This window comes from Bradyrhizobium sp. I71, assembly GCF_022354745.1.
In the GTDB taxonomy this organism is placed as follows: domain Bacteria; phylum Pseudomonadota; class Alphaproteobacteria; order Rhizobiales; family Xanthobacteraceae; genus Bradyrhizobium; species Bradyrhizobium liaoningense.
The window spans coordinates 4,494,148-4,515,268 of sequence record NZ_CP059398.1 but is presented as its reverse complement, the minus strand read 5'-3'; the positions used below and the strand labels follow the sequence as shown (position 1 = coordinate 4,515,268).

General features: G+C 64.9%; 26 protein-coding genes. 7 read left to right on the top strand and 19 right to left on the bottom strand.

Annotated features, from left to right (window positions below; all coding sequences use genetic code 11):
• Nucleotides 1-6 precede the first annotated feature (6 nt).
• The 7 genes from FJV43_RS21820 to FJV43_RS21790 form a co-directional block, all read right to left on the bottom strand.
• The gene (locus FJV43_RS21820; protein WP_239620815.1) at nt 7-870 is read right to left on the bottom strand and encodes a zinc ABC transporter substrate-binding protein; all 864 of its coding nucleotides are present in this window, start codon (nt 868-870) and stop codon (nt 7-9) included.
• Nucleotides 871-872: 2 nt separating this feature from the next.
• Nucleotides 873-1,742, bottom strand: a complete 870-nt coding sequence (locus FJV43_RS21815; protein ID WP_028179183.1) for a metal ABC transporter permease — start codon at nt 1,740-1,742, stop codon at nt 873-875.
• Between the two features lie 6 nt (nt 1,743-1,748).
• Nucleotides 1,749-2,504, bottom strand: a complete 756-nt coding sequence (locus FJV43_RS21810; protein ID WP_239620814.1) for an ABC transporter ATP-binding protein — start codon at nt 2,502-2,504, stop codon at nt 1,749-1,751.
• Between the two features lie 2 nt (nt 2,505-2,506).
• Nucleotides 2,507-2,743 (bottom strand): hypothetical protein, encoded by a 237-nt coding sequence (locus FJV43_RS21805; RefSeq protein ID WP_239620812.1) that lies wholly within the window; start codon nt 2,741-2,743, stop codon nt 2,507-2,509.
• Between the two features lie 44 nt (nt 2,744-2,787).
• Nucleotides 2,788-3,288: a hypothetical protein gene (locus FJV43_RS21800; RefSeq protein ID WP_239620810.1), complete on the bottom strand. Its 501-nt coding sequence runs from the start codon at nt 3,286-3,288 to the stop codon at nt 2,788-2,790.
• A complete protein-coding gene (locus tag FJV43_RS21795) occupies nt 3,285-3,896 on the bottom strand; it encodes a permease (protein WP_239620802.1) in 612 nt (203 codons plus the stop codon). The genes FJV43_RS21800 and FJV43_RS21795 overlap by 4 nt, the downstream gene beginning before the upstream one ends.
• Nucleotides 3,897-4,136: 240 nt before the next feature.
• Nucleotides 4,137-4,733, bottom strand: a complete 597-nt coding sequence (locus tag FJV43_RS21790) for a superoxide dismutase (protein ID WP_027573470.1) — start codon at nt 4,731-4,733, stop codon at nt 4,137-4,139.
• A 246-nt stretch (nt 4,734-4,979) separates the two neighbouring features.
• Here FJV43_RS21790 and FJV43_RS21785 point away from each other — a divergent pair, with 246 nt between their 5' ends.
• From FJV43_RS21785 to FJV43_RS21775, 3 genes are all read left to right on the top strand, one after another.
• Nucleotides 4,980-5,507: a GNAT family N-acetyltransferase gene (locus FJV43_RS21785; protein ID WP_239620801.1), complete on the top strand. Its 528-nt coding sequence runs from the start codon at nt 4,980-4,982 to the stop codon at nt 5,505-5,507.
• 81 nt (nt 5,508-5,588) lie between these two features.
• A complete protein-coding gene (locus FJV43_RS21780) occupies nt 5,589-6,974 on the top strand; it encodes an MATE family efflux transporter (protein ID WP_239620799.1) in 1,386 nt (461 codons plus the stop codon).
• 106 nt (nt 6,975-7,080) lie between these two features.
• Nucleotides 7,081-7,515: a DUF2147 domain-containing protein gene (locus FJV43_RS21775; RefSeq protein ID WP_239620798.1), complete on the top strand. Its 435-nt coding sequence runs from the start codon at nt 7,081-7,083 to the stop codon at nt 7,513-7,515.
• A 97-nt stretch (nt 7,516-7,612) separates the two neighbouring features.
• Here FJV43_RS21775 and FJV43_RS21770 read toward each other — a convergent pair whose 3' ends face one another.
• The gene (locus FJV43_RS21770) at nt 7,613-8,767 is read right to left on the bottom strand and encodes a DUF3095 domain-containing protein (RefSeq protein WP_239620796.1); all 1,155 of its coding nucleotides are present in this window, start codon (nt 8,765-8,767) and stop codon (nt 7,613-7,615) included.
• Nucleotides 8,768-8,979: 212 nt separating this feature from the next.
• Between FJV43_RS21770 and FJV43_RS21765 the strand changes: the two genes are divergently transcribed.
• The gene (locus FJV43_RS21765; RefSeq protein ID WP_239620794.1) at nt 8,980-9,378 is read left to right on the top strand and encodes a hypothetical protein; all 399 of its coding nucleotides are present in this window, start codon (nt 8,980-8,982) and stop codon (nt 9,376-9,378) included.
• 5 nt (nt 9,379-9,383) lie between these two features.
• Here the strand turns inward: FJV43_RS21765 and FJV43_RS21760 are convergent, their stop codons facing one another.
• The 5 genes from FJV43_RS21760 to FJV43_RS21740 all read right to left on the bottom strand — a co-directional run bounded on the left by FJV43_RS21760 (nt 9,384) and on the right by FJV43_RS21740 (nt 14,007).
• Entirely contained in the window at nt 9,384-9,593 is a 210-nt protein-coding gene (locus FJV43_RS21760; RefSeq protein WP_239620792.1) for a hypothetical protein, read from the bottom strand.
• 126 nt (nt 9,594-9,719) lie between these two features.
• Nucleotides 9,720-10,442, bottom strand: coding sequence for an SDR family NAD(P)-dependent oxidoreductase (locus tag FJV43_RS21755; protein WP_239620790.1), 723 nt, complete (start codon nt 10,440-10,442; stop codon nt 9,720-9,722).
• Nucleotides 10,435-11,817 (bottom strand): AMP-binding protein, encoded by a 1,383-nt coding sequence (locus FJV43_RS21750; RefSeq protein ID WP_239620788.1) that lies wholly within the window; start codon nt 11,815-11,817, stop codon nt 10,435-10,437. Before FJV43_RS21750 ends, FJV43_RS21755 begins: the two co-directional genes overlap by 8 nt.
• Nucleotides 11,804-12,049, bottom strand: a complete 246-nt coding sequence (locus FJV43_RS21745; protein ID WP_131869025.1) for an acyl carrier protein — start codon at nt 12,047-12,049, stop codon at nt 11,804-11,806. Before FJV43_RS21745 ends, FJV43_RS21750 begins: the two co-directional genes overlap by 14 nt.
• Nucleotides 12,050-12,192: 143 nt before the next feature.
• Complete coding sequence (locus tag FJV43_RS21740) at nt 12,193-14,007, bottom strand: long-chain-acyl-CoA synthetase (RefSeq protein WP_239620786.1); 1,815 nt, start codon at nt 14,005-14,007, stop codon at nt 12,193-12,195.
• Between the two features lie 384 nt (nt 14,008-14,391).
• On the opposite strand from FJV43_RS21740, the gene FJV43_RS21735 reads away from it, so the two are divergent.
• Entirely contained in the window at nt 14,392-15,168 is a 777-nt protein-coding gene (locus FJV43_RS21735) for an SGNH/GDSL hydrolase family protein (protein ID WP_239620784.1), read from the top strand.
• Here the strand turns inward: FJV43_RS21735 and FJV43_RS21730 are convergent.
• From FJV43_RS21730 to FJV43_RS21705, 6 genes are all read right to left on the bottom strand, one after another.
• Complete coding sequence (locus FJV43_RS21730; RefSeq protein ID WP_239629544.1) at nt 15,165-15,407, bottom strand: DUF3551 domain-containing protein; 243 nt, start codon at nt 15,405-15,407, stop codon at nt 15,165-15,167. The two genes, FJV43_RS21735 and FJV43_RS21730, sit on opposite strands and share 4 nt — an antisense overlap.
• Before the next feature lie 57 nt (nt 15,408-15,464).
• On the bottom strand, nt 15,465-15,746 hold the full coding sequence (locus FJV43_RS21725; protein ID WP_239620782.1) for a DUF3551 domain-containing protein: 282 nt from the start codon (nt 15,744-15,746) through the stop codon (nt 15,465-15,467).
• A 129-nt stretch (nt 15,747-15,875) separates the two neighbouring features.
• Entirely contained in the window at nt 15,876-17,753 is a 1,878-nt protein-coding gene (gene htpG, locus FJV43_RS21720) for a molecular chaperone HtpG (RefSeq protein ID WP_239620774.1), read from the bottom strand.
• Between the two features lie 111 nt (nt 17,754-17,864).
• Nucleotides 17,865-18,287, bottom strand: coding sequence for a hypothetical protein (locus FJV43_RS21715; protein WP_239620764.1), 423 nt, complete (start codon nt 18,285-18,287; stop codon nt 17,865-17,867).
• 249 nt (nt 18,288-18,536) lie between these two features.
• Nucleotides 18,537-19,151 (bottom strand): nuclear transport factor 2 family protein, encoded by a 615-nt coding sequence (locus FJV43_RS21710; RefSeq protein WP_239620759.1) that lies wholly within the window; start codon nt 19,149-19,151, stop codon nt 18,537-18,539.
• 163 nt (nt 19,152-19,314) lie between these two features.
• Nucleotides 19,315-20,121: a response regulator gene (locus FJV43_RS21705; RefSeq protein ID WP_028179299.1), complete on the bottom strand. Its 807-nt coding sequence runs from the start codon at nt 20,119-20,121 to the stop codon at nt 19,315-19,317.
• Nucleotides 20,122-20,339: 218 nt separating this feature from the next.
• Here FJV43_RS21705 and FJV43_RS21700 point away from each other — a divergent pair, with 218 nt between their 5' ends.
• Together FJV43_RS21700 and FJV43_RS21695 are read left to right on the top strand one after the other, a co-directional pair.
• Nucleotides 20,340-20,573 (top strand): NepR family anti-sigma factor, encoded by a 234-nt coding sequence (locus FJV43_RS21700; RefSeq protein WP_024337325.1) that lies wholly within the window; start codon nt 20,340-20,342, stop codon nt 20,571-20,573.
• Entirely contained in the window at nt 20,573-21,121 is a 549-nt protein-coding gene (locus FJV43_RS21695) for a sigma-70 family RNA polymerase sigma factor (RefSeq protein ID WP_018316216.1), read from the top strand. Before FJV43_RS21700 ends, FJV43_RS21695 begins: the two co-directional genes overlap by 1 nt.

Below are 21,121 nucleotides of genomic sequence, written 5' to 3'. Positions count from 1 at the left end.
CCTGCCCTAATGGTCAAGCGCGCTGGTCAGGGCCTTTATATTGTGCCTGACCATGTCAATGTAAGTGGGTGCGAGCCCCTTTTCGCCGGTCAAACCGTCCGAAATCAGGGTCCCGCCGACCTTGGCGCCGCTCTCGGCCGCGATCCGGCGGATCAGGCGGTCGTCGCTGATATTTTCCAGGAACACGGCCGGAATTTTCTGGGCCTTGATCTGGCTGATGATGGCCGCGATGTCGCGCGCGCTGGGTTCGGTTTCCGTTGAGACGCCCAGGGGGGCGATGAACCGGATACCGTACTCGGCGGAAAAATAGCCGAAAGCGTCGTGGGTGGAGATCACCTTGCGTCGGTCCGGCGGGATCTTCGCCACGGCGTCGCGGATATCGCGGTCCAGCGTTTCGAGCTTTTCCAGATAGGCCTTGGCCTGGGTACGGAAGAAGTCCGCCTCAGCCGGGACAGCGGCGGCCAGCGCATTGGCGATATCGGTCACATAGATCCTGGCGTTCGGGACAGACTGCCAGGCGTGGGGATCCGCGGCTGAGCCAAGCTTCAGAGGCGCGATGCCGGCACTGGCAACGACGACCGTTGCCTTGCTGCCGGAGGATTGGACGAGACGCGGCAGCCAGCCCTCGAGGCCGAGTCCATTGACGATGACGAGCCTTGCATCCGCGACCCGCTTCGCGTCGGCCGGGGCCGGCGTGTAGACATGGACGTCGCTGTCGGCGCCGACCAGCGTCGTCAGATTGATGCGGTCACCACCGACGTTGCGGACGAAATCGCCGAGGATCGAGAAGCTCGCGACGACGTTGAGCCTCTCCGCGGCATGCAGCGGCGCGGCGATCAGCAACAGCGCACATAGTAGGATGAGCCGCATCGTCATGCTTCCAGGTGCCGGCCGGGAAACAGTTGCCGGACGATGCCGCCGACGCGGCCGAACAGGACGGAGACGATGTAGAGCATCGTCGCCACGAGGATGATGGCCGGGCCTGACGGCACACGGGTCTGGAACGACAGCACGAGCCCCGCATAGCCCGAGACCGCGGCGGCAACGACGGCGATGCAGATCATCGTGGTCAGGTCGCGCGACCAGAACCGGGCAGTGCCCGCGGGCAGGATCATGAGTCCGACCGCAAGCAGCGTGCCGAGCGCCTGAAAGCCGTTGACGAGGTTGATGACGACGAGCGCGAGGAAGGCGAGATGCGCGGGGCCGCCGGCGCGGCTCACGGTGCGCAAGAACAAGGGATCGACGCTCTCAATCACCAGCGGGCGATAGATCACCGCGAGCACCAGAAGCGTCACGGTGGCGTTGAAGGCGACCACCAGCAGCGTCTGATCGTCCATTGCGAGGATGTTGCCGAACAGCACGTGCAGCAGGTCGATATTCGTGCCCTTGATCGAGACGATGGTGACGCCGAGCGCAAGCGAGGCCAGATAGAAAGTCGCAAGCGACGCGTCCTCCTTCAGCCCGGTCGAGCGCGCGACCACGCCGGCCAGGATCGCGACGGCAAAGCCGGCGATCAGGCCGCCGGCCGTCATCGCGAACAGACTGAGGCCCGAGAGCAGGAATCCGACGGCCGCGCCGGGCAGGATCGCGTGTGCCATGGCATCGCCGACGAGGCTCATCCGTCGCAGCATCAGGAATACGCCGATCGGCGCGCCCGCCAGCGCCAGCGCGATCACGGCGGCGAGCGCCCGCCGCATGAACTCGAATTCGGTGAACGGACCGATCAGCACGTCATGGATCATCGGATATCAAGCCGCCCGCGAGCTGACATCATCGGCCGCGCAGGCCGCGGCGCTGTCGTCGAAGGCCTCGCACATCCGCATCGCGACGATCAGGTTTTCCGGCGTCAGCACCTCCGCGGTCGGGCCCCATGCCACGGGGCCGCGCGCCAGCACCAGCGTGTCGCTGAAATGGTTGCGTACCATCTCCATGTCGTGCAGTGCGGCAAGTACGGTGCGGCCTTCGCCGTGCCATTGTTTCACCAGCGCGAGCAGATCGGCCGTGGTCTTGGTGTCGATGGCGTTGAAGGGCTCGTCGAGCACGATCAGGCTCGCATCCTGGAGCAGCACGCGCGCGAACAGCACGCGCTGCATCTGGCCGCCCGAGAGCGTGCCGATCGGGCGGTTCTCGAATCCATTGAGGCCGACGGACGCGATCGCGCCGAGGATTTTCTCGCGGGCGGCCTTGCCGATGCCACCGAACAGACCGGTGGCGCGCCACAGCCCGGTGCCGACGAAGTCGAACACCGAGATCGGGAAGCTGCGGTCGATCTCCACGCTCTGCGGCAGATAGGCGATGTCGCGGGCATCGAGGCCACCGAGATGGATGCTGCCCGCGAGTGGCTTGAGGATGCCGACGATACCACGCAGCAGGGTCGACTTGCCGGCGCCGTTCGGGCCGATCACCGCGACAAGCGCACCCGGGGCGACCTCGCCGCTGAGATGGTGCACCGCCGGATGACGGTCATAACCCAGCGTGACGTTGTGGAAATGCAGCGCCGCCATCCTCACCTCATCGCCAGAAAAACGATGCCCCAGAGCACGGCACAAACGGCGGCCGCAGCCGCGAGGCGGCCTGCCACGGTCATGCGCAGGATCGACCAGCGCGCCGCCTGGGCCGGATGCGGAGACGTCGCATCATGAACATGAGCATGGCTGTGGTCGTGCCCATGCGAATGCCCGTGGCCAAGGGCGTGGCCCTGGACATGGTCATTATGCTGGGCGCGGGATGCGGCGGGAACCATGCCGAGAACGTTATATTATAACATCACCTCTGTCCACGCCGGGCTCAGGGCTTGCCGATCACCATCGCGATCGCGGCGGCCACGAACGGGAATGGCACGGACACGGCACAGCGGAACCAGACGAAACGGGCCGGCATGAACGGGATTTCCCACAAAATCACGCGCTGAAAGGCGAACAGCGCCCAGGCGACGACATAGGCGACCACCTGTGGCATCCCGCCGCCGGACTTCAGCGCCACGGTGCCGATGGAGAAGCCGACCACGGGACCACCGGGCGTGGCCGCGCCGGCGACCACGGCAGTTGCGACCCCGAGCCAGCCGCTGTCCGGGCCCAGCCAGCCGGTGATCACCTCCTGCGGGATGATGGCGGCGATGTACCCGGAGCCGATCACACCCAGCGCGATCCGCGGCACGATGTTGATGAAGTCCATCGAGCCTTCGCGGAGCGAGGCCTTGAACACGGGAGGGCCGCGGCGGAACGCGATCAGGCCGACGCCCAGCACCGAGCCCCACAGCAGGATGTCGATCAGAAGCGCCGCGCTCAATTCTCGTCGTCCTTCGCGAGCGGCTTCGGATAGAGCCTGACATAGACGAAGCGGCCGAGGGCACCCGCCAGCACCGGCAGCGGCAGCGAGATGACGATCCGCCACAGCGTGAAATCGGTCCCCATGATCGGGATCTCCCAGGCGACCGCCCGGCCGTAGCCGATCAGGGTCCAGCTCACGACCATGGCGATGGTGGCGCCGAAATCGGCGCCGACCGCGAGCAGCGCGCTCGCGACCGGATAGGCGGTGAAGGGCCCGCCCGGCAGGATCGCGCCGAAGGCGGTGCCGATCAGAAGCCCCATCAGGCCGGATTTCGGCCCCAGCGAGCGCGAGACCTTTTCGTGCGGCAGGATTTCCGAGATGAAGGCCCCGAGCAGGCAGCCCGCGAGCACGCGCGGCAGGATGCCTGAGAACAACGAGAGATCGTGGGTCAGGATGTCGAGAACGCCGTCGGTGCCGTCACGCCGCCAGACCAGCGCTGCGCTCACCGCGACCAGAACTGCGATGATGATGGTCGACCAGCCGATCGGCTTGCGCACACGCCCCGGCCGCGGCTCGGAGTCTGCGTCCTCGGCAGGCGCCGGGTCTTTCGGGGAAGGTTCTGACAACGGGCTCGGGTCGGATCGAGGGGATGCCCGTTCTGATTAGAAGCGCCGGCCGGGCGATGCAAACGGAACGATCACAGGCCGGTACGCGCACCGTGCAGGGCAATTCCGCACAGCAAAAAGGCGGCCGCTGATACGACCGCCTTTTTTGACTTCCGTCATTCCGGGGCGCGCAAAGCGCGAGCTATCTCGAGATTCCGGGTCTGGTGCTGACGCACCATCCCGGAATGACGAGGTGAGAGCTCACGCCTTCTCGAAGAGGGACTCCACGTATTCCCAGTTCACGAGGTTCTCGACGAACGCCTTGAGATAGTCGGGGCGACGGTTGCGATAGTCGATGTAGTAGGAGTGCTCCCAGACGTCGCAGCCGAGGATCGGGGTGGCGCCGTGCACCAGCGGATTCTCGCCATTCGGGGTCTTGGAGATTTCGAGCTTGCCGTTCTTGACCTGGAGCCAGCACCAGCCGGAGCCGAACTGGCCGACGCCGGCCGCCTGGAAGTCGGTCTTGAACTTCTCGAAGCCGCCGAGGTCCTCGTTGATCTTCTTCTCGAGCTTGCCCGGCAGCTTGGTGCCGCCGCCATTTGGCTTCATCCAGCTCCAGAAGTGGATGTGGTTGTAGTGCTGGCCGGCATTGTTGAACACCGCGGGGTTCTTGCCGAACGAGCCCTTGACGATCTCTTCAAGGGACTTGCCTTCCCATTCGGTTCCCTTGAGCGCGTTGTTGCCGTTGGTGACGTAGGCCTGATGATGCTTGTCGTGATGATATTCCAGCGTCTCCTTCGACATATACTGGCCGAGGGCGTCATAGGCGTAAGGGAGTGGGGGCAGCGTAAAGGTCATGGGTTCTTGTCCGCAACTGGTGGGGAACGAGTTCTAACGGTCACCCCTTATAGAAGGTTCCGTGGCCGTTAAATACCTCAGAATTTCGAAAACGCGTGACGGGGACGCTTGGCTCGATTGCATAAAATCGTCGCAGCACGAGAAGATCTCCGCGGTCCTGGTGGCTCGATGCAAAATATCATTGCCTTTGAGGCGCTTATGGCAGAACGAATGCCCCACGCACGAACGTTTGCGAAAGACAGGACCATGAGCATTGAGATCGACATTCTGAACGGCGACGCCTCGTGGCCGATCGCAAAGCCGCTGCTCAGCGCGGTCTGGGACCACGATGCGGCGGAGAAGCCGCCCTGGGCTCACGTCAAATGGGCCAATGCGGACCTCCGCGTGCTGATCGAGACGCCCGAGGACGGTCTCGTCTGCCACGTCGGCATCTACTTCCGGACCGTCAGCTGGAACGGACAGAAGGTCCACATCGGCGGCATCGGCGGGGTCTCCACCCGCGAGGACCGCCGTGGCCGCGGCTACGCGACCATGGCGATCGACGCGGCCGTGCACACCATCAGGGCCAACGAGGCAGTCCGCTTCGCGCTGCTGTTCTGCGAGCCGCACAATTTCGCGTTCTACGAGGCCCGTAAATGGCAGCCCTTCAAGGGCGAGGTCTATTGCGAGCAGCCGGAGGGGCGGATCCGCTTCGACTGCATGGCGCCGTATGTCTTCGACATCGTGCGCGCGCCGACGCTGGGCACGATCGACCTATGCGGCCTGCCGTGGTGAGCCCTGCGTGAGCGAGGGCTGCGCCGTCTGCCGCAGGTCCTATAATATGTCGGTCATCATTTAACATTCCGCCCGGTGAACATGACGATCGACGCCCCAGCAGACGCCGTCCCGCCGGTTGCGCCGGTCGCCTCCCCCATTGCCAGCCTCCTGACCGCGCCGATCCTGCCGACGCTATTGCGGCTCGCGATTCCCAACATGATCGCGATGGTCGGCAGCACGCTGGTTGCCATTGCCGAGACCTCCTATATCGGCCGGCTCGGCACCATTCCGCTCGCCGCGATCGCACTGGTGTTTCCGTTCGCGATGCTGACGCAGATGATGAGCGCAGGCGCAATGGGCGGCGGCGTCTCCTCCGCGATCAGCCGCGCGCTCGGTGCAGGGAATCGCGACCGCGCCGCGACGCTGGCGCTGCATGCCGCCATCATCGGCCTCTGCGGCGGGCTGTTCTTCACGGTGACGATGCTCGTCTTCGGCCGCTCCTTCTTCGCGCTGCTCGGCGGACGCGAGCAGGTGCTCGAGGAAGCCAGCGGCTATTCGCAGGTGCTGTTCTCCGGCGCGGTCGCGATCTGGCTCGTCAACACGCTGGCCTCGGTGATCCGCGGCACCGGCGACATGCGCCTGCCTTCGATGACGCTGATCGGGGCGAGCGTGCTGCAGATCGCGCTCGGCGGCACGCTCGGGCTCGGCCTGTTCGGAGTGCCGCAATTCGGCATGCCGGGTGTCGCGAGCGGTCAGCTGATCGCGTTCAGCTGCGCGGCGATCTACCTCCTCTGGTATCTGTTGTCCGGGCGCAGCCGGCTGCCGCTCGATCTCCGGGCGTTTCATTTCGAGCGCGCGATGTTCCTGGACATCCTCAAGGTCGGCGCGGTGGCCTGTTTGTCGCCGCTCCAGACCGTGCTCACCATCCTGATCTTCACGAAGATTCTCGCGACCTTCGGCACCGAGATGCTGGCAGGCTATGGCATCGGATCGCGGCTGGAATTTTTGCTGATCCCGATCACCTTCGCCTTCGGCATCGCCTCGGTGCCGATGGTCGGCATGGCGATCGGCGCCGGACATGTGAAGCGCGCGCGGCGTGTGGCCTGGACCGCGGCTGCGGCCTCCGGACTCACGGTCGGCCTGATCGGCCTCGCCGTCGCGCTCGCTCCGTCGCTGTGGGTCGGGCTCTTCACGCGGGATCCCGGCGTCACCGCCGCCGCGTACAGCTATTTCCACTGGGCAGGTCCGGCCTTCGTGTTCTTCGGCATGGGCGTATCGTTGTACTTCTCGTCACAGGGCGCAGCGCGTGTCGGCGGGCCCGTGCTCGCCTCGACGGCGCGGCTCCTGATCGTCGCGATCGGCGGCGTCGGGCTCATAATTGCGCAAGCTCCGGCCTGGACCCTGTTCGCGCTGGTCGGCGGCGCCATGGTGGTGTTCGGGCTTTCGACCGCGGCCTCGGTCGCCTTCGTGCGATGGGGCAAGTGAGCGCAGGCAGGTGAGCACGAAATGAACGCAGGAATGTGATTCCGGCCGGCGTTGCACAATCCTGCCGGGCTGCTATGGAGGCGCTCCATTTTCGGGGGCCCTCTCCATGATTTCCAGATTCGCAGCTCTCATCGTCCTCCTCGCTCCGCTGCTTGGAGCATCTGTCGCTCGTGCGCAGAACGCCGACGGGACATGGCTCACGCAGGCCGGTGATGCGCGCGTCAAGATCAGCAAATGCGGCGGCGGCATCTGCGGCCACATCGTCTGGCTGGGCCAGCCCTACGACACCTCGACCGGTCAGCCCGCCACCGACAGCAAGAATCCCAATCCCGCGCTCGCCAGACGCCCGATGATCGGCTTGCCCTTGTTCAGCGGCATGCAGCCCGCAGGTCCGAACAAATGGTCGGGCCAGATCTACAATGCCGACGACGGCAGCACCTATGCCAGCAGCATCAGCTTGATATCGGCGGATTCTCTGCGGGTCGAAGGCTGCGTCGGCGCGCTCTGCGGCGGCGAGACCTGGACGCGCACGGAGCGCTAAAGCGCGATGCGATCAGGATGAATCGTCATCGCGCTTCAGGTTGTTGCTTAAGCATGATCTTTTCGGAAATCCGCCGCGCACTCTTCCGGATCATGCTTTAGGCTGCGGCAGCCGTCATCGCCTTCAGCGCCGTCGCGGCCGAGGCATAACCGCCCCGCGCCCCATCGATGAAGTGGACGTGGTCGCTGCGCAGCGCCGAGGGCGCGAAGCAGGTCATCATGGCGGCGTCCTGCCGGTGGAGACCGTAACGCACGATGCCGGCGCGCGCGGCCGCGGCGAGACGATCGCTGAGGGCGCGCTCGAGCTCCGGCGTGCAGTCGAGGATCATGCGCAGGCCGTCGTCATATTTCCTGAAATCGGAGTTCTCGACCACCTGGCGCCTGTAGACGTTCGGCACGAAGCCGCCGACCTTGAGATCAAAGCGCATGATCAGATAGGCGAACAGCGTATAGGCCAGCACACCCGCGCGGCGCATGAGCAGCGGACCTCCGCGCCTGGTGCGGGCTTCATAATCCACCCCCTGCGGCGGCCATTTCAGCGGCGGCCCCTGCGGCGGCACCGGACGGGCGCCATCCGGGCTGCGCTCAACCAGATGAATGACGTCCTCGATCGCCTTGCGGAAGGCACGCGGATCGGCGTCGCGTACCGGCATCACCAGCACGGAGAGGATCAGCCCGCGCGAGGCCGGCATCACCTCGAACCGGCAGGACAGGCCGGACAGATCGGGCTGCGTGCCGACGGGCGCCTCGGCGACCGCAAATTCGCCGCGCTTCATCGCGGCATCGGCCCAGGCGAGCCCGCCGCCGGAGAACATCGCGTAGGACAGGTTCGGCGACGGACCGAAACGGGCGACGCGCACGTCAAGGCCCCGTGCACGGATGGCGCTGACCGGCACCAGCGCGACGCGCATCCTCAGATCGAGATCCTCCCGCACCCAGGTCGCGGTTGCAGCCAGCGCCTCGCGGGCCAGTTCCAGATCATGGGGCGCGACCGCGAAGCCGGCGCCGTCGCCGCCGAACACGAAGGGGAATTCGCGTCCTCCCAACACGTTCGTCACCGCCGCGATCACGGCGGCACCGGCCATGTTGACCGCCTTGTAGCGCTGCGCCGCGATCGCCCTGGTCGAATCGACGATATCGGCAATGCCGATGCTCCAGTCCTCCGGCAGCGGCGAATACAGCGCCGGGTCCATCAGGCTGGTGAAGCCTCGGAAGACGGGAATGCCGCCATAGAAGGATTCGCCTGAGGTCATCGGGGTTGCCGGATGGTTGGAGTACGAAGCAAATACGTGGCAGGATCGATCCGGGTTCGCCGAACGGCGCCCCCAAATTCAATCATTGGCCGAAACCGATCCGGACAACAAGATACGGCCCCGCTGCAATGCCGCGGCGGCGTCATTGATCGGCATCAAACGACGCCCCGGGGAGAACGGCTATCGTCGGTCGGCTCCAAGGGTTGCATGGGATGATCGAGGTGCCCGACTTCGGCAAAAAGGACTCCACCTCTCCGGTCAGGCGGCGCACGGGCATCGACCCGATCAGCGCCGTGAAGATGCCCGAAAGACTGACGGCGGCCGTCGACGCCTGGGCCGAATCTCATCAGCTGACCCGCTCGGATGCGATCTGTAAGCTGATCGAGCTGGGCCTGAAGACCGCATCCCCGGTCCTCACGCCGGTGCACCCGCTCGAATCGGACGCCACCAAGATCGAAGAGATCGCAGTCCACGAGATCGAGACGCTGCTCGATCCCGCATTGCCGGCGGACGAACGCGAGCGCCGCATCCGCCGGCTGACCGAAGGCCCGCCGGAATTCTCACACGAGCGAATTGACCTTCCGAAGGATCCGCCGAAGCCGCGGACGTGAGCGGCTTAGTGCAGCCTCTCATCCTGACGCTTGCGCAAGGCATCGAGAGACGCATCATGACAGCCGACCAGGCGGACGAATTGCTGCGGGTACATTTCATGCCCGTGACTGCCGGAATTCTGATGTGTCATCGGCGGGCAGTGGACATCGTCCGGTTTCGCAGGGGATTGCTCCGCGCGGCCCCGATTTGAAGCGGTCATGTTTGACGTCGTCATGGACTGCTCCCTGTCGACTAGGGCAGATCGATTGACGTAACCCAACTGATTGCGGGGCATCTTACGACCAAATCCGGCTGAATGTCATTGTGCCGGATCAATGCAATCAAGACGGCAGAGTTCCGCTTATGCCGTATTCCCCGCGTCCACAGTGAACACCGTCCCGGTGATATTGCGGCCGCCCTCCCCCAGCAGATACTCCACCATGCGCGCGACATCGTCCGTCTGCGGCAGGCGACGCAGCGCACTGCGGCCGGCGATGCGCCTGCGGCCCTCGTCCGAGAGGTTGTGCGTGAGCTCGGTGTCGATGAAGCCCGGTGCGACCGCGTTCACGGTGATGCCGAGCTTGCCGACCTCGCGCGCGAGCGAGCGGGTGAAGCCGGTGGCGGCGGCCTTGGTCGCGCCGTAGACGGACAGGCCGTTGTAACCGGTGGTCGCGATGATCGAGGAGATGTTGACGATGCGGCCGGCGCCATCGGCCATCATCTGCCGCGCGACATATTTGGTGAGGACGATCGGCGACAGCACGTTGAGCTGCACCAGGGCCGCGATCTCGGAATTGTGCATGGTGGCGAGCAGGCCTTCGGTGCCGAGGCCGGCATTGTTGACGAGGCCGTAGATCGGGCCGAATTCGTCGCGAACGAGTTTTGCGAAGGCCGGGATCGCATCGATCACCGCAAGATCGCAGGCGCGGAAATGCAGCCGTCCCTCGGACCGGGCAATCGCCGCCTTGAGCTCGTCGCTCTCGCGCCGGGCCGCCGAGATCACGTTGAAGCCACCTCCGACGAGGCGCGTTGCAATGGCAAGACCTATACCGCGGCTGCCGCCGGTGACGAGAACGTTATGCATCGGTGCGCGCCAGTTTGCCGGCCGGGGTGACGTCGAGCGCCTCGACGAAACGGATCACCGCCGGCACCTTGTGGGACGCGAGCTGGGCGCGGCACTGATCCAGGATCTGGTCGCGAATCTCCTTCGCGCGCGCCGCATCGGTGCCGTCGGCGAGGATCACGTCGGCGACGACGATGCCGCCGGTGATCGGGCTGCGGCGCGACTTGGCGCGCGACATCCGCACGTCGGGATGGCGATTGATCACCGCCTCGATCTCCTCGGGGTGGACCTTCAGCCCGCCGATATTGATGATGCCGCCGCGACGGCCGACGAAGTAATAACGGTTGCCGCGCAGCTCGACGATGTCGCCGCTGTCGACGAAGCCGTCGGCATCGGCAAGCGCCGCCGCGTCGCGGCCGACATAGGCATGCGCCGTACGTGCCGAGCGAATCCGCAGCGAGCCGTCGACGACCTTCATCTCGACGCCGTTGCGGTTGCCGAGATAATCGGCCGGAAAACCTTCCAGCCCGTCATTCACGGCGAAGCCGACGCCGGCCTCGGTCGAGGCATAGGCGTGGCCGACGGAAGCATTGGGGAACGCCGCCTTCAAGCCGTCGAGCACGGCCTGGTCGGCGATCTCGCCGGAGAGACGGACGTAAGCCGGGGCGAATTGCGCGGCCGCACCGCTCATCAGGAGCTTGCGCCAGTGCGAGGGCGTGCCCGAGATGTGCGAGACGCCGCGCGCATTCAACCGCGCGATGTGATCGCCGAGCGCTTCATGCGGATCGGACAGCACCATCGAGCCGCCGGACAGGATGGCGCGGAGGAAGATCTGCAGGCCGCCGTAGCGGCGAATGTCGTAGAACGTCGCCCATACCGGCGCCGGACCGCGCGCTGGACCTTCGGCAACGATCGCCCCGGTCAGCGCCTCCAGCGTATGGCCAGCGATCTTTGGCACGCCCGAGGTGCCCGAAGTCAACATCAACCATTCGGTCGCACGCTCGCTCGTGGCCGGCGCGGTGGCTTGCAGCGGCAAATGCGCGGTGACGACCAGCGGAACGCCGGTGCCGGCCCAGCGATCGGGCTCGTCGGTGACGACGGCATCGATGCCGGCATCAGCGATCAACGAGTCAAGATGCGCCGGGTTGAGATCCGGCGGACACAGCAGCATGCGGCGGGCGATGCCGTCGAGCTCGATCATGGCAAGGCCTGACCGGAGCTGGTCTGACAGTTTCAGCAACACCGCGCGGCCGGACAGCTCGCGCAGACGGCCGCCGAGAACCGTGTGCGACAGGATGTCGGTCAGCGACACGACATCATGCGCATCGGAGATCGTGCGGCCCTTCAGCTCCGCGCCGAGATGGTCGCGAAGCGCAAAGATCTCACGCGGGGACATTTTCGTAGGCCCGCACGAAATCGCCCACCGTGGCGGGGAACGCTGCGTCCTCGGAAATGGTGAATGGGTCGACGCCGGTCTCGTCCTCGAGGCGCGCCACAAGAATGGCGAAGGCGAGCGAGTCGAAACCCGTCTCGTGCAGGGACAGATCGTCCGAGAGTGCGGGAAGCGCGACGTGCTGCTCTCTGGCGATCTGCTGGATCGCTTCAATGACCTTTGACCTTACCGACATGGCTGGCTCGCTTTTCGTTATCATTCGTGTTGCGGCGGCTCTTGATGACCGCCTCCCAATGACCCTCTGCTTACCCGACAGAAGTAAATGGCCTCTTGGACAATTCAGATAAAATTGGACCCATCTGGCGGATTTTGTTGCCGTTACAGCCGGATCGTGCCCTCTGCGATCCCGGAAAATGTGCTGGAATCGAGCGCGACATAGGCGCCGGATTTCGGATCGAGCATGAACAGCGGATCGGAGATCGCGGCCGGATCAAATCCCGCGCGCGCGAGATCGCCCTTCTTCTGCTTGAACGTCTCGGTCGCATCGAGCTCGCGCGAGATGCGGATGAAGACCGGCCGGGCGTAAGCCGGCAGGCGCTGCGCGAGATGCGCAGGCAGCGCGGAGATGTGAAAGCCCTCGTTCACGACGATCGCGCTCATGCCGGCGCGGCCGTCGGCGCCGGGGATGGCGACGCCGTAGGTGCTGGCGTCAACCACGCCGGCGAAATCGCGCACGGCGTCGTTCACCTCCGAGGTCGCGACGTTCTCGCCCTTCCAGCGGAAGGTGTCGCCGATGCGGTCGACGAAATGGAAAAAGCCCTTGTCGTCGATCCGCATCAGATCGCCGGTGCGGAACCAGGCATCGCCTCTGGCAAAGACGTCGCGCAGGATCTTCTTCTCGGTCTCGCCCGCATCGGTGTAGCCTTCGAAGCGGCCGCCGCCCTCGTCCGCGGTGCCGATGCGGCCGATGGCTTCGCCGGCCTCGCCGCGGACACAGGCGATGCAAAAGCCCTCGTCATTGCGCTGCGGCACGCCGCTGCCGGGGTCGAGCTTGACGAGACTGGCGGGAAAGCGATGTGCCAGCAGCGGCGGAATGCGCCCGATCGCGCCCGGCTGCCCCTCGACATTGAACAGCGAAAAATTGCCTTCAGTCGCCGCGTAGAATTCGAGGATGCGCGGAATGGAAAAGCGCGCCTGGAAATCTTCCCAGATGTCGCCGCGCAGACCGTTGCCGCAGACGAGCCGCAGGCGGTGCCTGGTCTCGTATTCCGACGGCGCCGCCTTCAGCAGATAGCGGCAGAGTTCGCCGATATACTGGAACAACGTGCAGTCATGCCGGACGACGTCGGACCAGAAATGCGAGGCCGAGAATTTTTCCGCAATGGCGACCGAACCGCCGGCAGCCAGCATGCTGCACGGTGCGACGATGCCGCCGACCGAGTGGAACAACGGCAGACAATCGTAGAGCCGGTCCTGTGGAGTCGCGCCGGTGAGACCGGCGAACCAGAAGCCCCAGTTGAGGATACGGCGGTGGCTGATGCTGGCCGCTTTCGGCAGGCCCGTGGTGCCCGAGGTGTAGATCAGCAGCGCGCGGTCATCGATCGTGACGTCGCCATGTTCGTCCGACGAGAGCGGGCCGTCGTCGAGGACGGCAAGAGCGACGTCGATCGCACGCTGGCTGCGGGCATCGCCGTGGGTCCAGACCTTGGGCTGCGCCTTCAGATGCGGCGTTGCACGGTCCAGCATCTCCGTCAGCTCGTGCGCGACGATGATGTGCGCCGGCCTTGCGACGTCGATGCAATACGCAAGCGACTGTCCCACCAGCTTTGCATTGATCAGCGCCACCACGCCTCCGACGCGGCTGATGCCGAGCCAGGCCGCGAGATAGTCGATACCGTTCGGCATGATGAGGGCCACGGTATCGCCCTTGGCGACCCCGACCGAGCGCGCCCAGCGCGCGTAGCGATTGATGCGCTTCGACAGGCCTTGATAGTCCAGACTTGTGTCAGCCGCGACCAGCGCGACGCGGCCGGGCTGGCGTTGCGCCCAATCGTCGATGACGTCCGCGAACAGACGCCCGGGCAATGCCTCGATCCGCGCAGTGAGCTCGATTGCCTTCAGCCAGATCTTCGAGGCCGACGGTGCGTGTACGGTTTTCGGCTGCTCGATGACGCCGGTGGTCATATTGTTCACTCTTTCGGGCCGTCTGCTTGTGTCCGGCAGCTTAGCCCGCGCGCACTGCCCAGGTGTTAAGAGACAAGGTAAAACTCCGTTAGTGCGCGATTAACTCTAGCGATCCTTTACCAGGCCGGCGGGTTGGCGTGCAGCCCGGCGCCATTCTTGCGATAGCAAAGTAACGAAGCCGAGCGGGAAGCTTTCCCTCTCCCTCGACGCCGGGGCCAAGGCCCGCATCGCCGACCTCGGCGCGATCCCGTTGGCGGAAACCGATCGCTGCCAGAAAGTGGTCGAGCTATCGGGCGTGAGGAAGGAGTAGCGGGAGGCGCTAGGCGGCCTCCGCCAAACAGGATATTCCTGGCTCTACCTCGCATTGTCCTGACTACGACAGGGAGGCTAATCGTGGCCCTCGACGCCTCGCAAATTCCTGTCAACGCAACGCCTTTCGAGCAGCCGCTCACCATTTTCGCCAACCGGCTGAAGGGCGGACAGGTCAAGGTGGTTGCGATCGGCTCGTCGACGACGGCGGGTGAAGGGGGTATTGCACCCTATCCGCAACGGCTGCTGGCGAACCTCCGGATACTATTCCCGAAAGCCACGATTGATGTGGTCAACCGAGGCGTCGGCGGCGAAGAGGCTCCCCAAGAACGCAGGCGATTCAAGCATGATGTGTTCGACCAGAATCCGGATCTCGTAATCTGGCAGGTCGGCACAAATGCAGTTTGGCAATCTGCAGACAAGAACCCACCTTCCTTCAAAGACACCACGGAAGCCATCTCTAACGGCGTCGATCAGTTGCTGGCGACCGGACGGATGGACGTGATCCTGATGGACCTGCAATATGTGCCGGCGCTGCTGACACCGGCCAGGATCGAAAAGGCGAGCGCCATGGTGGCGGCGATCAGCGATATCGCGCGTGCCAAGGGCGTCAACGTCTTCCGCCGCTTCGAGCTGATGCAGGGCTGGCACGAAGTCGCCAAGATCTCTTTCGACCGGATGGTCGACCCCGGCGATGATACCAGGCTGCATGCAAGCGACTGGACGACGGACAAGATGAGCTGGCAACTGGCCACCGCAATCAACGCGGCGGTCAACATGGCACCGCGATCTCGAGGAACACGCGGCAAATCATCCCGCATGCTCCATCGGATTGGCGGCCGGCGATCCCCCCAGCGCTAACCGCTTCGCCTGTGGCGCGGGCGCGGCGGCGCGGTGAACGGATAATACGGATTGAGGTCACAGGTCGCAGCGCGGCCCGAGGCGGTCGCGCGGCACTGCGGCAGCGAGGTGAAGGAGCAATCGTACCACTCCCCGCCACCGCCATTCGCACCGGAATAGACGTGCATGCAGACGGGATAGCGGGGATCGAAGGTTTGCCCATGCGACGGCGCGGCGGCGAGCAAGACGCCGACGGCCATGGTCAGGCCGAGCGAACCACGCGACGAGAATGTCCGAGGAGACCGCATCGCAGACCGCTAATGCTGTTTCTTGGGGCGCCGGCGCGGCGGCGGGGGTTCGTCGAAGGCGTAATACGGGTTGAGATCGCAGCTCGCCGAGCGCCCCGACGCGGTCGCGCGGCACTGCGGCAGCGAGGTGAAAGAGCAGTCGAAATAGTCTCCGCCGCCACCGCCGAAGCCGCCGCCGGGTGTATAGACGTGCATGCACACCGGATAGCGCGGATCATAGGTCTGGGCGCTGGCATCTGCCGCGACGAACAGCGTGGCAATCGCGGTGAGGGTCAAGAACGGCAAGCGCATGGACGCATCCTCGAGTCAGTGGCCGCCGGCGGATCGGGAGCCAGCGGTTCCATATGGCATAACATCCCGGCGGACGCGACTGTTCCTGCAGATAGTTGACGGCAAGGTGAGTAGGGCGGGGCTGCGGCGCTAAGCGCCGAGCCCCTGCAGCACGAGCCGATTCAGCCTTGCCGCGAACGCCGCCGGGTCTTCCGGCAATTCGCCGTCCAGGATCTGCGCCTGTTCGAGCAGCAGCAGGCTGAGATCGTCGACGACCTTCGAGCCAGCTTGCTCCTTGGTGACCGCGGTGACCAGCGGATGGCGCAAATTGATCTCGAGGATCGGCTTGGTCTTCATGCCGCGGTTCTGCTGCGACAGGATGCGCTCGAGCTCGCGGCTGGGCCCCTGGCTGTCGGCGACGAGGCACGAGGCCGAGCTGGTGAGCCGGGTCGAGGCCTTGACGTCGCTGACGCGCTCGCCGAGCGCGGCCTTGATCACGGCGATGGTGGCCGCTTCATCCGCGGCCGGCTCGTCCTTCTTCGCCTCGTCCGCCTCGTCGACACGTGGAATCAGGTCGAGATTGAGATCGCCCTGGCTCAGCGACTTCAGCGGCTTGCCGTCGAACTCCGACGGCATCGAGGTCCAGAAGGCATCGACCGGATCGGACAGCAGCAGCACCTCGATGCCGCGTGCAGTTGCGGCTTCCAGCCGGGGATTGGACTTCAGCCGCTCGATGCTGTCGCCGACGAGATAGTAGATCTCGGTCTGGTTCGGCTTGAAATCGGCGATGACCTGCTTCAGCGACCGCTTCTCGCCCGACGTGGTGGTGAAGCGCGACATCGAAAGCAGCTTTTCGCGCCGCTCGAAATCCTCGTAGATGCCTTCCTTCAGCACCGCGCCGAACGCGTCCCAGATCTTGGCAAAATTCTCGGGGTCCTTGTCGGCAAGACTTTCGAGCTCGGACACAACCCGGGTCGCCACGGCTTTGCGGATCTGCGCGAGCTGCGGATTGTTCTGAAGCATCTCGCGCGAAATGTTGAGCGGGAGATCCTCGCTGTCGACGACGCCGCGGATGAAGCGCAGATAGCCCGGCAACAGATCGGCATCGTCGGTGATGAAGACGCGCCGGACATAGAGCTTCACGCGCCCCTTGCGGTTGGGCTCGAACAGGTCGAACGGCTTGGTCGAGGGCGCGAACAGCAGCACGGCGTAGGAGTAGCGGCCCTCGGCGCGGTAGTGCAGCGTCATCGCGGGATCGTCGAAGGCGGAAGCGATCTGCTGATAGGCCTTCTTGTAGTCGTCTGCCGTCAGCTCGGATTTCGCGCGCTGCCACAGCGCGCTGGCCGAATTGATCTGGCGCGGCTCGCCCTCTTCGGGCACGAGCTCGATGGGGAACAGGATGTTGTCGGAATAGGCTGTGACGATGCGCTCGATCTCGTAGGTCTCGAGATACTTCTTGGCGTCGTCCTTCAGGTGCAGGACGATTTCGGTGCCGCGTGTCACGCGCGCCGCTTCCTCCTCGCTGGCCCGGGCGATCTCGAAGCCGGAGCCACCGGACGACGTCCAGGTCCAGACGTCGCTCTCGCCGGCGCGGCGGCTGATCACGACGATCTTCTCGGCGACCATGAAGGCTGAATAGAAGCCGACGCCGAACTGTCCGATCAGGCCGAGGCCGTCCTTGGCCTCCTTCAGCTTGGACACGAACGCCTTGGTACCGGAGCGGGCGATGGTGCCGAGATGATCGATCAGCTCCTGCCGCTCCATGCCGATGCCGTTGTCGGCGATCGTAAGCGTCTTGGCCGTCTTGTTCGGGATGATGCGGATCTTGAGCGCGTCGCCCTCGCCCAGCAGGGTGGGACTTGCGATGGCCTCGTAGCGCAGCTTGTCGCAGGCATCGGAGGCATTGGAGATGAGTTCGCGGAGGAAGATATCGGTTTCCGAATAAACGGAATGCACCATCAGGTGCAGCAGTTCGGAAACTTCGGCCTGGAAAGGCTGCGTATGCACAGCCGTGTCTGACGTCGTCATGCGCTTACCCGGTCAAAACAAAAGGAGGAACCCGGATATAGCGCGAGGCAACGGCGGATCAAGAGGATGTGAAGCATCCGCCCGGAGGGTACCCCTCGCGGGAGACGCGGATCAGGTCACGCAACGGCCGGGCTGAAGCAGCTTCGCGACCTCGGTCAGGGAGCTGACCATCGGCTCACAGGCGATCGTCGGCCTGGTGCGAACCTTCTGCTGGTTCTGGAGCAGCACCGGGGGCTTGGCGTTGCCGGTCTCGACCACCGCGGGGACCCGCAGCAGCACCGACGTATCGGCGAGGTCGTTCAGCCGCATCGACACCGTGCGGGTCGGAGCCGGCGCCGGCTTGATCTCGGCGAGCCGGTCCGCCTTTGCGGTGCGATTGACATTGTGGCTGGGGGCGAAGTTCGAGCTGCGGCTGGAGGTGTCGGCGACCGCCTGCCAGCGACCGGCCAAGTCATGGCCGGAGGCCAATTGCACGGCACCGAGTGTCGCGACGGTCGCAATAGCGCCTAAAAATACCTTTTGAATCTGTGACATGGCTGTCGATCCCTCGCCCCATGGCGATCACGGGAACAACGCCGCCACAGGATCGGCGGTTCTCGGCCGTTACGATCACTTAACCGTGTGCGAAAAATGCCGCAGGTCGGCGAAATATTTCGCAAGCCGTGGAACGACTCCGACGGTCGGGAGTCGTCTCAGCAGCCGGCTATTCCCCCCTGCCCCATAAGCCGGCGACGTAGGGCGCGACTGTGGTGATGCCAGTCGCGCCTTACTTTTGTCTGGGGTCTACTTCGCCTTCGCCGCGAGCCATTGCCGCCCTTCGCCGTAGAGCTTCTCGACTTCCGGACCGGTGAGGCCCGGCATGTCGCGCTTGACCTTGTAGCCGATCAGCTCCTGCATGTAGGCGAGGTGGCGATAGCCTTCGGGCAGCGCGGCGAGCGCCTCCTGGTCGAGGCGCAGCGTCGCGGCGGGATCGACCGGATCGATCCGGTCCTTCTCGTAGATCGGCTGGCGGCGGACGATGCCCCATTTGCCAATACCGGATTGGTCATGCCGCTTCTCCATGAAGTCGTAGAAGCGCCCGGTGCAAACGACGTCGCAGAGCACGTCGTGCACCAGGGCGCGCTGCGAGATCGTCATCTTGGTCTGCGCGATGGCTCGCTCGCCGGCAAGATCGATGCTGGTGCCGCCGAGGAAATGCAGGATGCGCACGCCTTTGGCGAATCCCTCCTGGCTGACGCGCATGAAATCCCGCGCCGGCCCCTGAAACCAGGTGGCGGACATCCAGCCCTCGTCATGCCAGACCGTGGCAAAGCGCTCCCAGTCGCCGGCGTCGCGCCACACCGCCCAGTTCTCGACGAGGTCGCGGATGGCGAGGCGGTCGAGCAGCGGCTGGTCCATGGGGACATCTCCGGTTGGTGCGGCCGCGGGCGCAGCCTCTGCATGAGGTATGGGCGGTGAATTCCACGGCCGTCAAGCATGGCAGCGGACATGAAAAATCCGGCGTGCCTTGCGGCACGCCGGATCGGATCACTTCGCCAATTGCCGGGCTACCAGGGCGTCATTACGCCGCCGGCGCCTTCGGCGCGCGATTGCGAGAATTGCGCTGGAAGAACAGCGCCTGGCTCGCCACCGCCGATACCATTGCCGGCTGGAACGGCTTTGAGATCAGGAATGCCGGCTCGGGACGCTCGCCGGTGAGGAAGCGCTCCGGATAGGCGGTGATGAACACGACGGGCACCTCGAAGGTGCGCAGCAGTTCGTTGACGGCATCGAGGCCCGACGAGCCGTCGGCGAGCTGGATGTCGGCGAGGATCAGGCCGGGCCGCTTGTTCTTGGCCAGCGCCACTGCATCGGCATGGGTGCGCGCGACGCCGACGACGTTGTGGCCGAGATTCTTCACCAGGCTTTCGAGGTCCATGGCGATGAAGGTCTCGTCCTCGATGATCAGCACGTCGGTGGCAATCTCGGCCGCCATCTCGCGTCCGGCAGCGTCTGCAAGGCGCCGCGTCTCCGCGACGTCGGTGCCGAGGACGAAGGCGACTTCCTCTTCCGAGAAGCCTTCGAGCGAAAGCAGCAGGAAGGCCTGACGCGGCAGCGGCGTGATGTTCGACAGCCGCCGCTCCGGCGGCATCGGCAGGGTCGTCACCTCGGCGTCTTCGTTGACCGAGACCGAATTCCAGATCTGCGTGAACAGCCGAAACAGGCCGGCCCGAGGCCCATGGCTCTCATCGAGCACCGACGGATCTCCCAGCATGGCTTCCAACATGGCTGCGACATAGGCGTCACCGGAGGCCTGGCTGCCGGTCAGGGCGCGCGCGTACCGGCGCAACAACGGCAAGTGTTCCGCAACAAGCTGTGAACGGGACATCCCCACTCCATTCGTCTTCGGGCCAGCCTTGAGGTCAGGAGACACGCGGGGGGCCCGGGTTCCCCTGCTGGGCTGACTACGCATCAGCTCAAGAAAAGTTCCGTAGAGCTGGGAACTTTTTCGCGGACCTGGAATTGTGCCTATCCAGGGAACGGCTCCCGGTTGAGAAAACCTCTCGAATTTGCAGTCACTTAACTCGGGGAAACGTGGAACAGGTCATGAAAGATCTCAAGTCTCAAGCCAGCAGAAGCACGACCCCCGGCAAGGGAGGCCTCACTCCGGAGATCCAATCCCGGATCGGGCATCAATTGCGGGCCATGTACGACGATGTCGTACGGCAGGGGGTTCCGGATCGGTTCGCAGAACTGATCAAGAAGCTTGATGCGCCGGGAGCGACTCCCCACGTGGAGAATGAGGGTGGATCCAACGACAACAACAATGGGAGGGATTAATGCCTCTCACGGACTCCCTTCGTAACGACATCCTGGCGGCCGTGCCCAGTCTGCGCGCCTTCGCCATCTCGCTCAGCGGCAATGCGGACCGGGCCGACGACCTGGTCCAGGAGACGCTGCTGCGTGCGCTCGCCAACATCGACTCGTTCCAGCCCGGCTCCAACCTGCCGGCCTGGCTGTTCACGATTCTGCGCAACCTGTTCCGCTCCGACTATCGCAAGCGGCGGCGCGAGGTCGAGGATGCCGAGGGCAACTACGCCAAGACGCTGAAGACACAGCCTTCGCAGAACGCGCATCTCGAGTTCGAGGAGTTCCGCACGGCGCTCGACAAGCTTCCGCAGGATCAGCGTGAAGCGTTGATCCTGGTCGGTGCGTCCGGCTTCTCTTACGAAGACGCGGCCTCGATCTGCGGCTGCGCGGTCGGCACGATCAAGAGCCGCGTGAACCGCGCCCGCTCGAAGCTCGCCGCGCTGCTCTATGTCGACGGCGCCGAGGATTTCGGGCCCGACGAGACGGTGCGAGCCGTGATCGGCGGCAGCGGCGGCTGA

Bases quoted from the DNA above. Each gene is read 5' to 3' on its own strand.
- htpG (WP_239620774.1), bottom strand. From the start codon at position 17,753: ATGACGACGTCAGACACGGCTGTGCATACGCAGCCTTTCCAGGCCGAA.
- FJV43_RS21700 (WP_024337325.1), top strand. From the start codon at position 20,340: ATGAAAGATCTCAAGTCTCAAGCCAGCAGAAGCACGACCCCCGGCAAG.
- FJV43_RS21755 (WP_239620790.1), bottom strand. From the start codon at position 10,442: ATGCATAACGTTCTCGTCACCGGCGGCAGCCGCGGTATAGGTCTTGCC.
- FJV43_RS21780 (WP_239620799.1), top strand. From the start codon at position 5,589: ATGACGATCGACGCCCCAGCAGACGCCGTCCCGCCGGTTGCGCCGGTC.
- FJV43_RS21695 (WP_018316216.1), top strand. From the start codon at position 20,573: ATGCCTCTCACGGACTCCCTTCGTAACGACATCCTGGCGGCCGTGCCC.
- FJV43_RS21745 (WP_131869025.1), bottom strand. From the start codon at position 12,049: ATGTCGGTAAGGTCAAAGGTCATTGAAGCGATCCAGCAGATCGCCAGA.
- FJV43_RS21705 (WP_028179299.1), bottom strand. From the start codon at position 20,121: ATGTCCCGTTCACAGCTTGTTGCGGAACACTTGCCGTTGTTGCGCCGG.
- FJV43_RS21785 (WP_239620801.1), top strand. From the start codon at position 4,980: ATGAGCATTGAGATCGACATTCTGAACGGCGACGCCTCGTGGCCGATC.
- FJV43_RS21750 (WP_239620788.1), bottom strand. From the start codon at position 11,817: ATGTCCCCGCGTGAGATCTTTGCGCTTCGCGACCATCTCGGCGCGGAG.
- FJV43_RS21775 (WP_239620798.1), top strand. From the start codon at position 7,081: ATGATTTCCAGATTCGCAGCTCTCATCGTCCTCCTCGCTCCGCTGCTT.
- FJV43_RS21815 (WP_028179183.1), bottom strand. From the start codon at position 1,742: ATGATCCATGACGTGCTGATCGGTCCGTTCACCGAATTCGAGTTCATG.
- FJV43_RS21765 (WP_239620794.1), top strand. From the start codon at position 8,980: ATGATCGAGGTGCCCGACTTCGGCAAAAAGGACTCCACCTCTCCGGTC.
- FJV43_RS21725 (WP_239620782.1), bottom strand. From the start codon at position 15,746: ATGCGCTTGCCGTTCTTGACCCTCACCGCGATTGCCACGCTGTTCGTC.
- FJV43_RS21760 (WP_239620792.1), bottom strand. From the start codon at position 9,593: ATGACGACGTCAAACATGACCGCTTCAAATCGGGGCCGCGCGGAGCAA.
- FJV43_RS21805 (WP_239620812.1), bottom strand. From the start codon at position 2,743: ATGGTTCCCGCCGCATCCCGCGCCCAGCATAATGACCATGTCCAGGGC.
- FJV43_RS21820 (WP_239620815.1), bottom strand. From the start codon at position 870: ATGCGGCTCATCCTACTATGTGCGCTGTTGCTGATCGCCGCGCCGCTG.
- FJV43_RS21770 (WP_239620796.1), bottom strand. From the start codon at position 8,767: ATGACCTCAGGCGAATCCTTCTATGGCGGCATTCCCGTCTTCCGAGGC.
- FJV43_RS21715 (WP_239620764.1), bottom strand. From the start codon at position 18,287: ATGTCACAGATTCAAAAGGTATTTTTAGGCGCTATTGCGACCGTCGCG.
- FJV43_RS21790 (WP_027573470.1), bottom strand. From the start codon at position 4,733: ATGACCTTTACGCTGCCCCCACTCCCTTACGCCTATGACGCCCTCGGC.
- FJV43_RS21730 (WP_239629544.1), bottom strand. From the start codon at position 15,407: ATGGCCGTCGGCGTCTTGCTCGCCGCCGCGCCGTCGCATGGGCAAACC.
- FJV43_RS21810 (WP_239620814.1), bottom strand. From the start codon at position 2,504: ATGGCGGCGCTGCATTTCCACAACGTCACGCTGGGTTATGACCGTCAT.
- FJV43_RS21710 (WP_239620759.1), bottom strand. From the start codon at position 19,151: ATGGACCAGCCGCTGCTCGACCGCCTCGCCATCCGCGACCTCGTCGAG.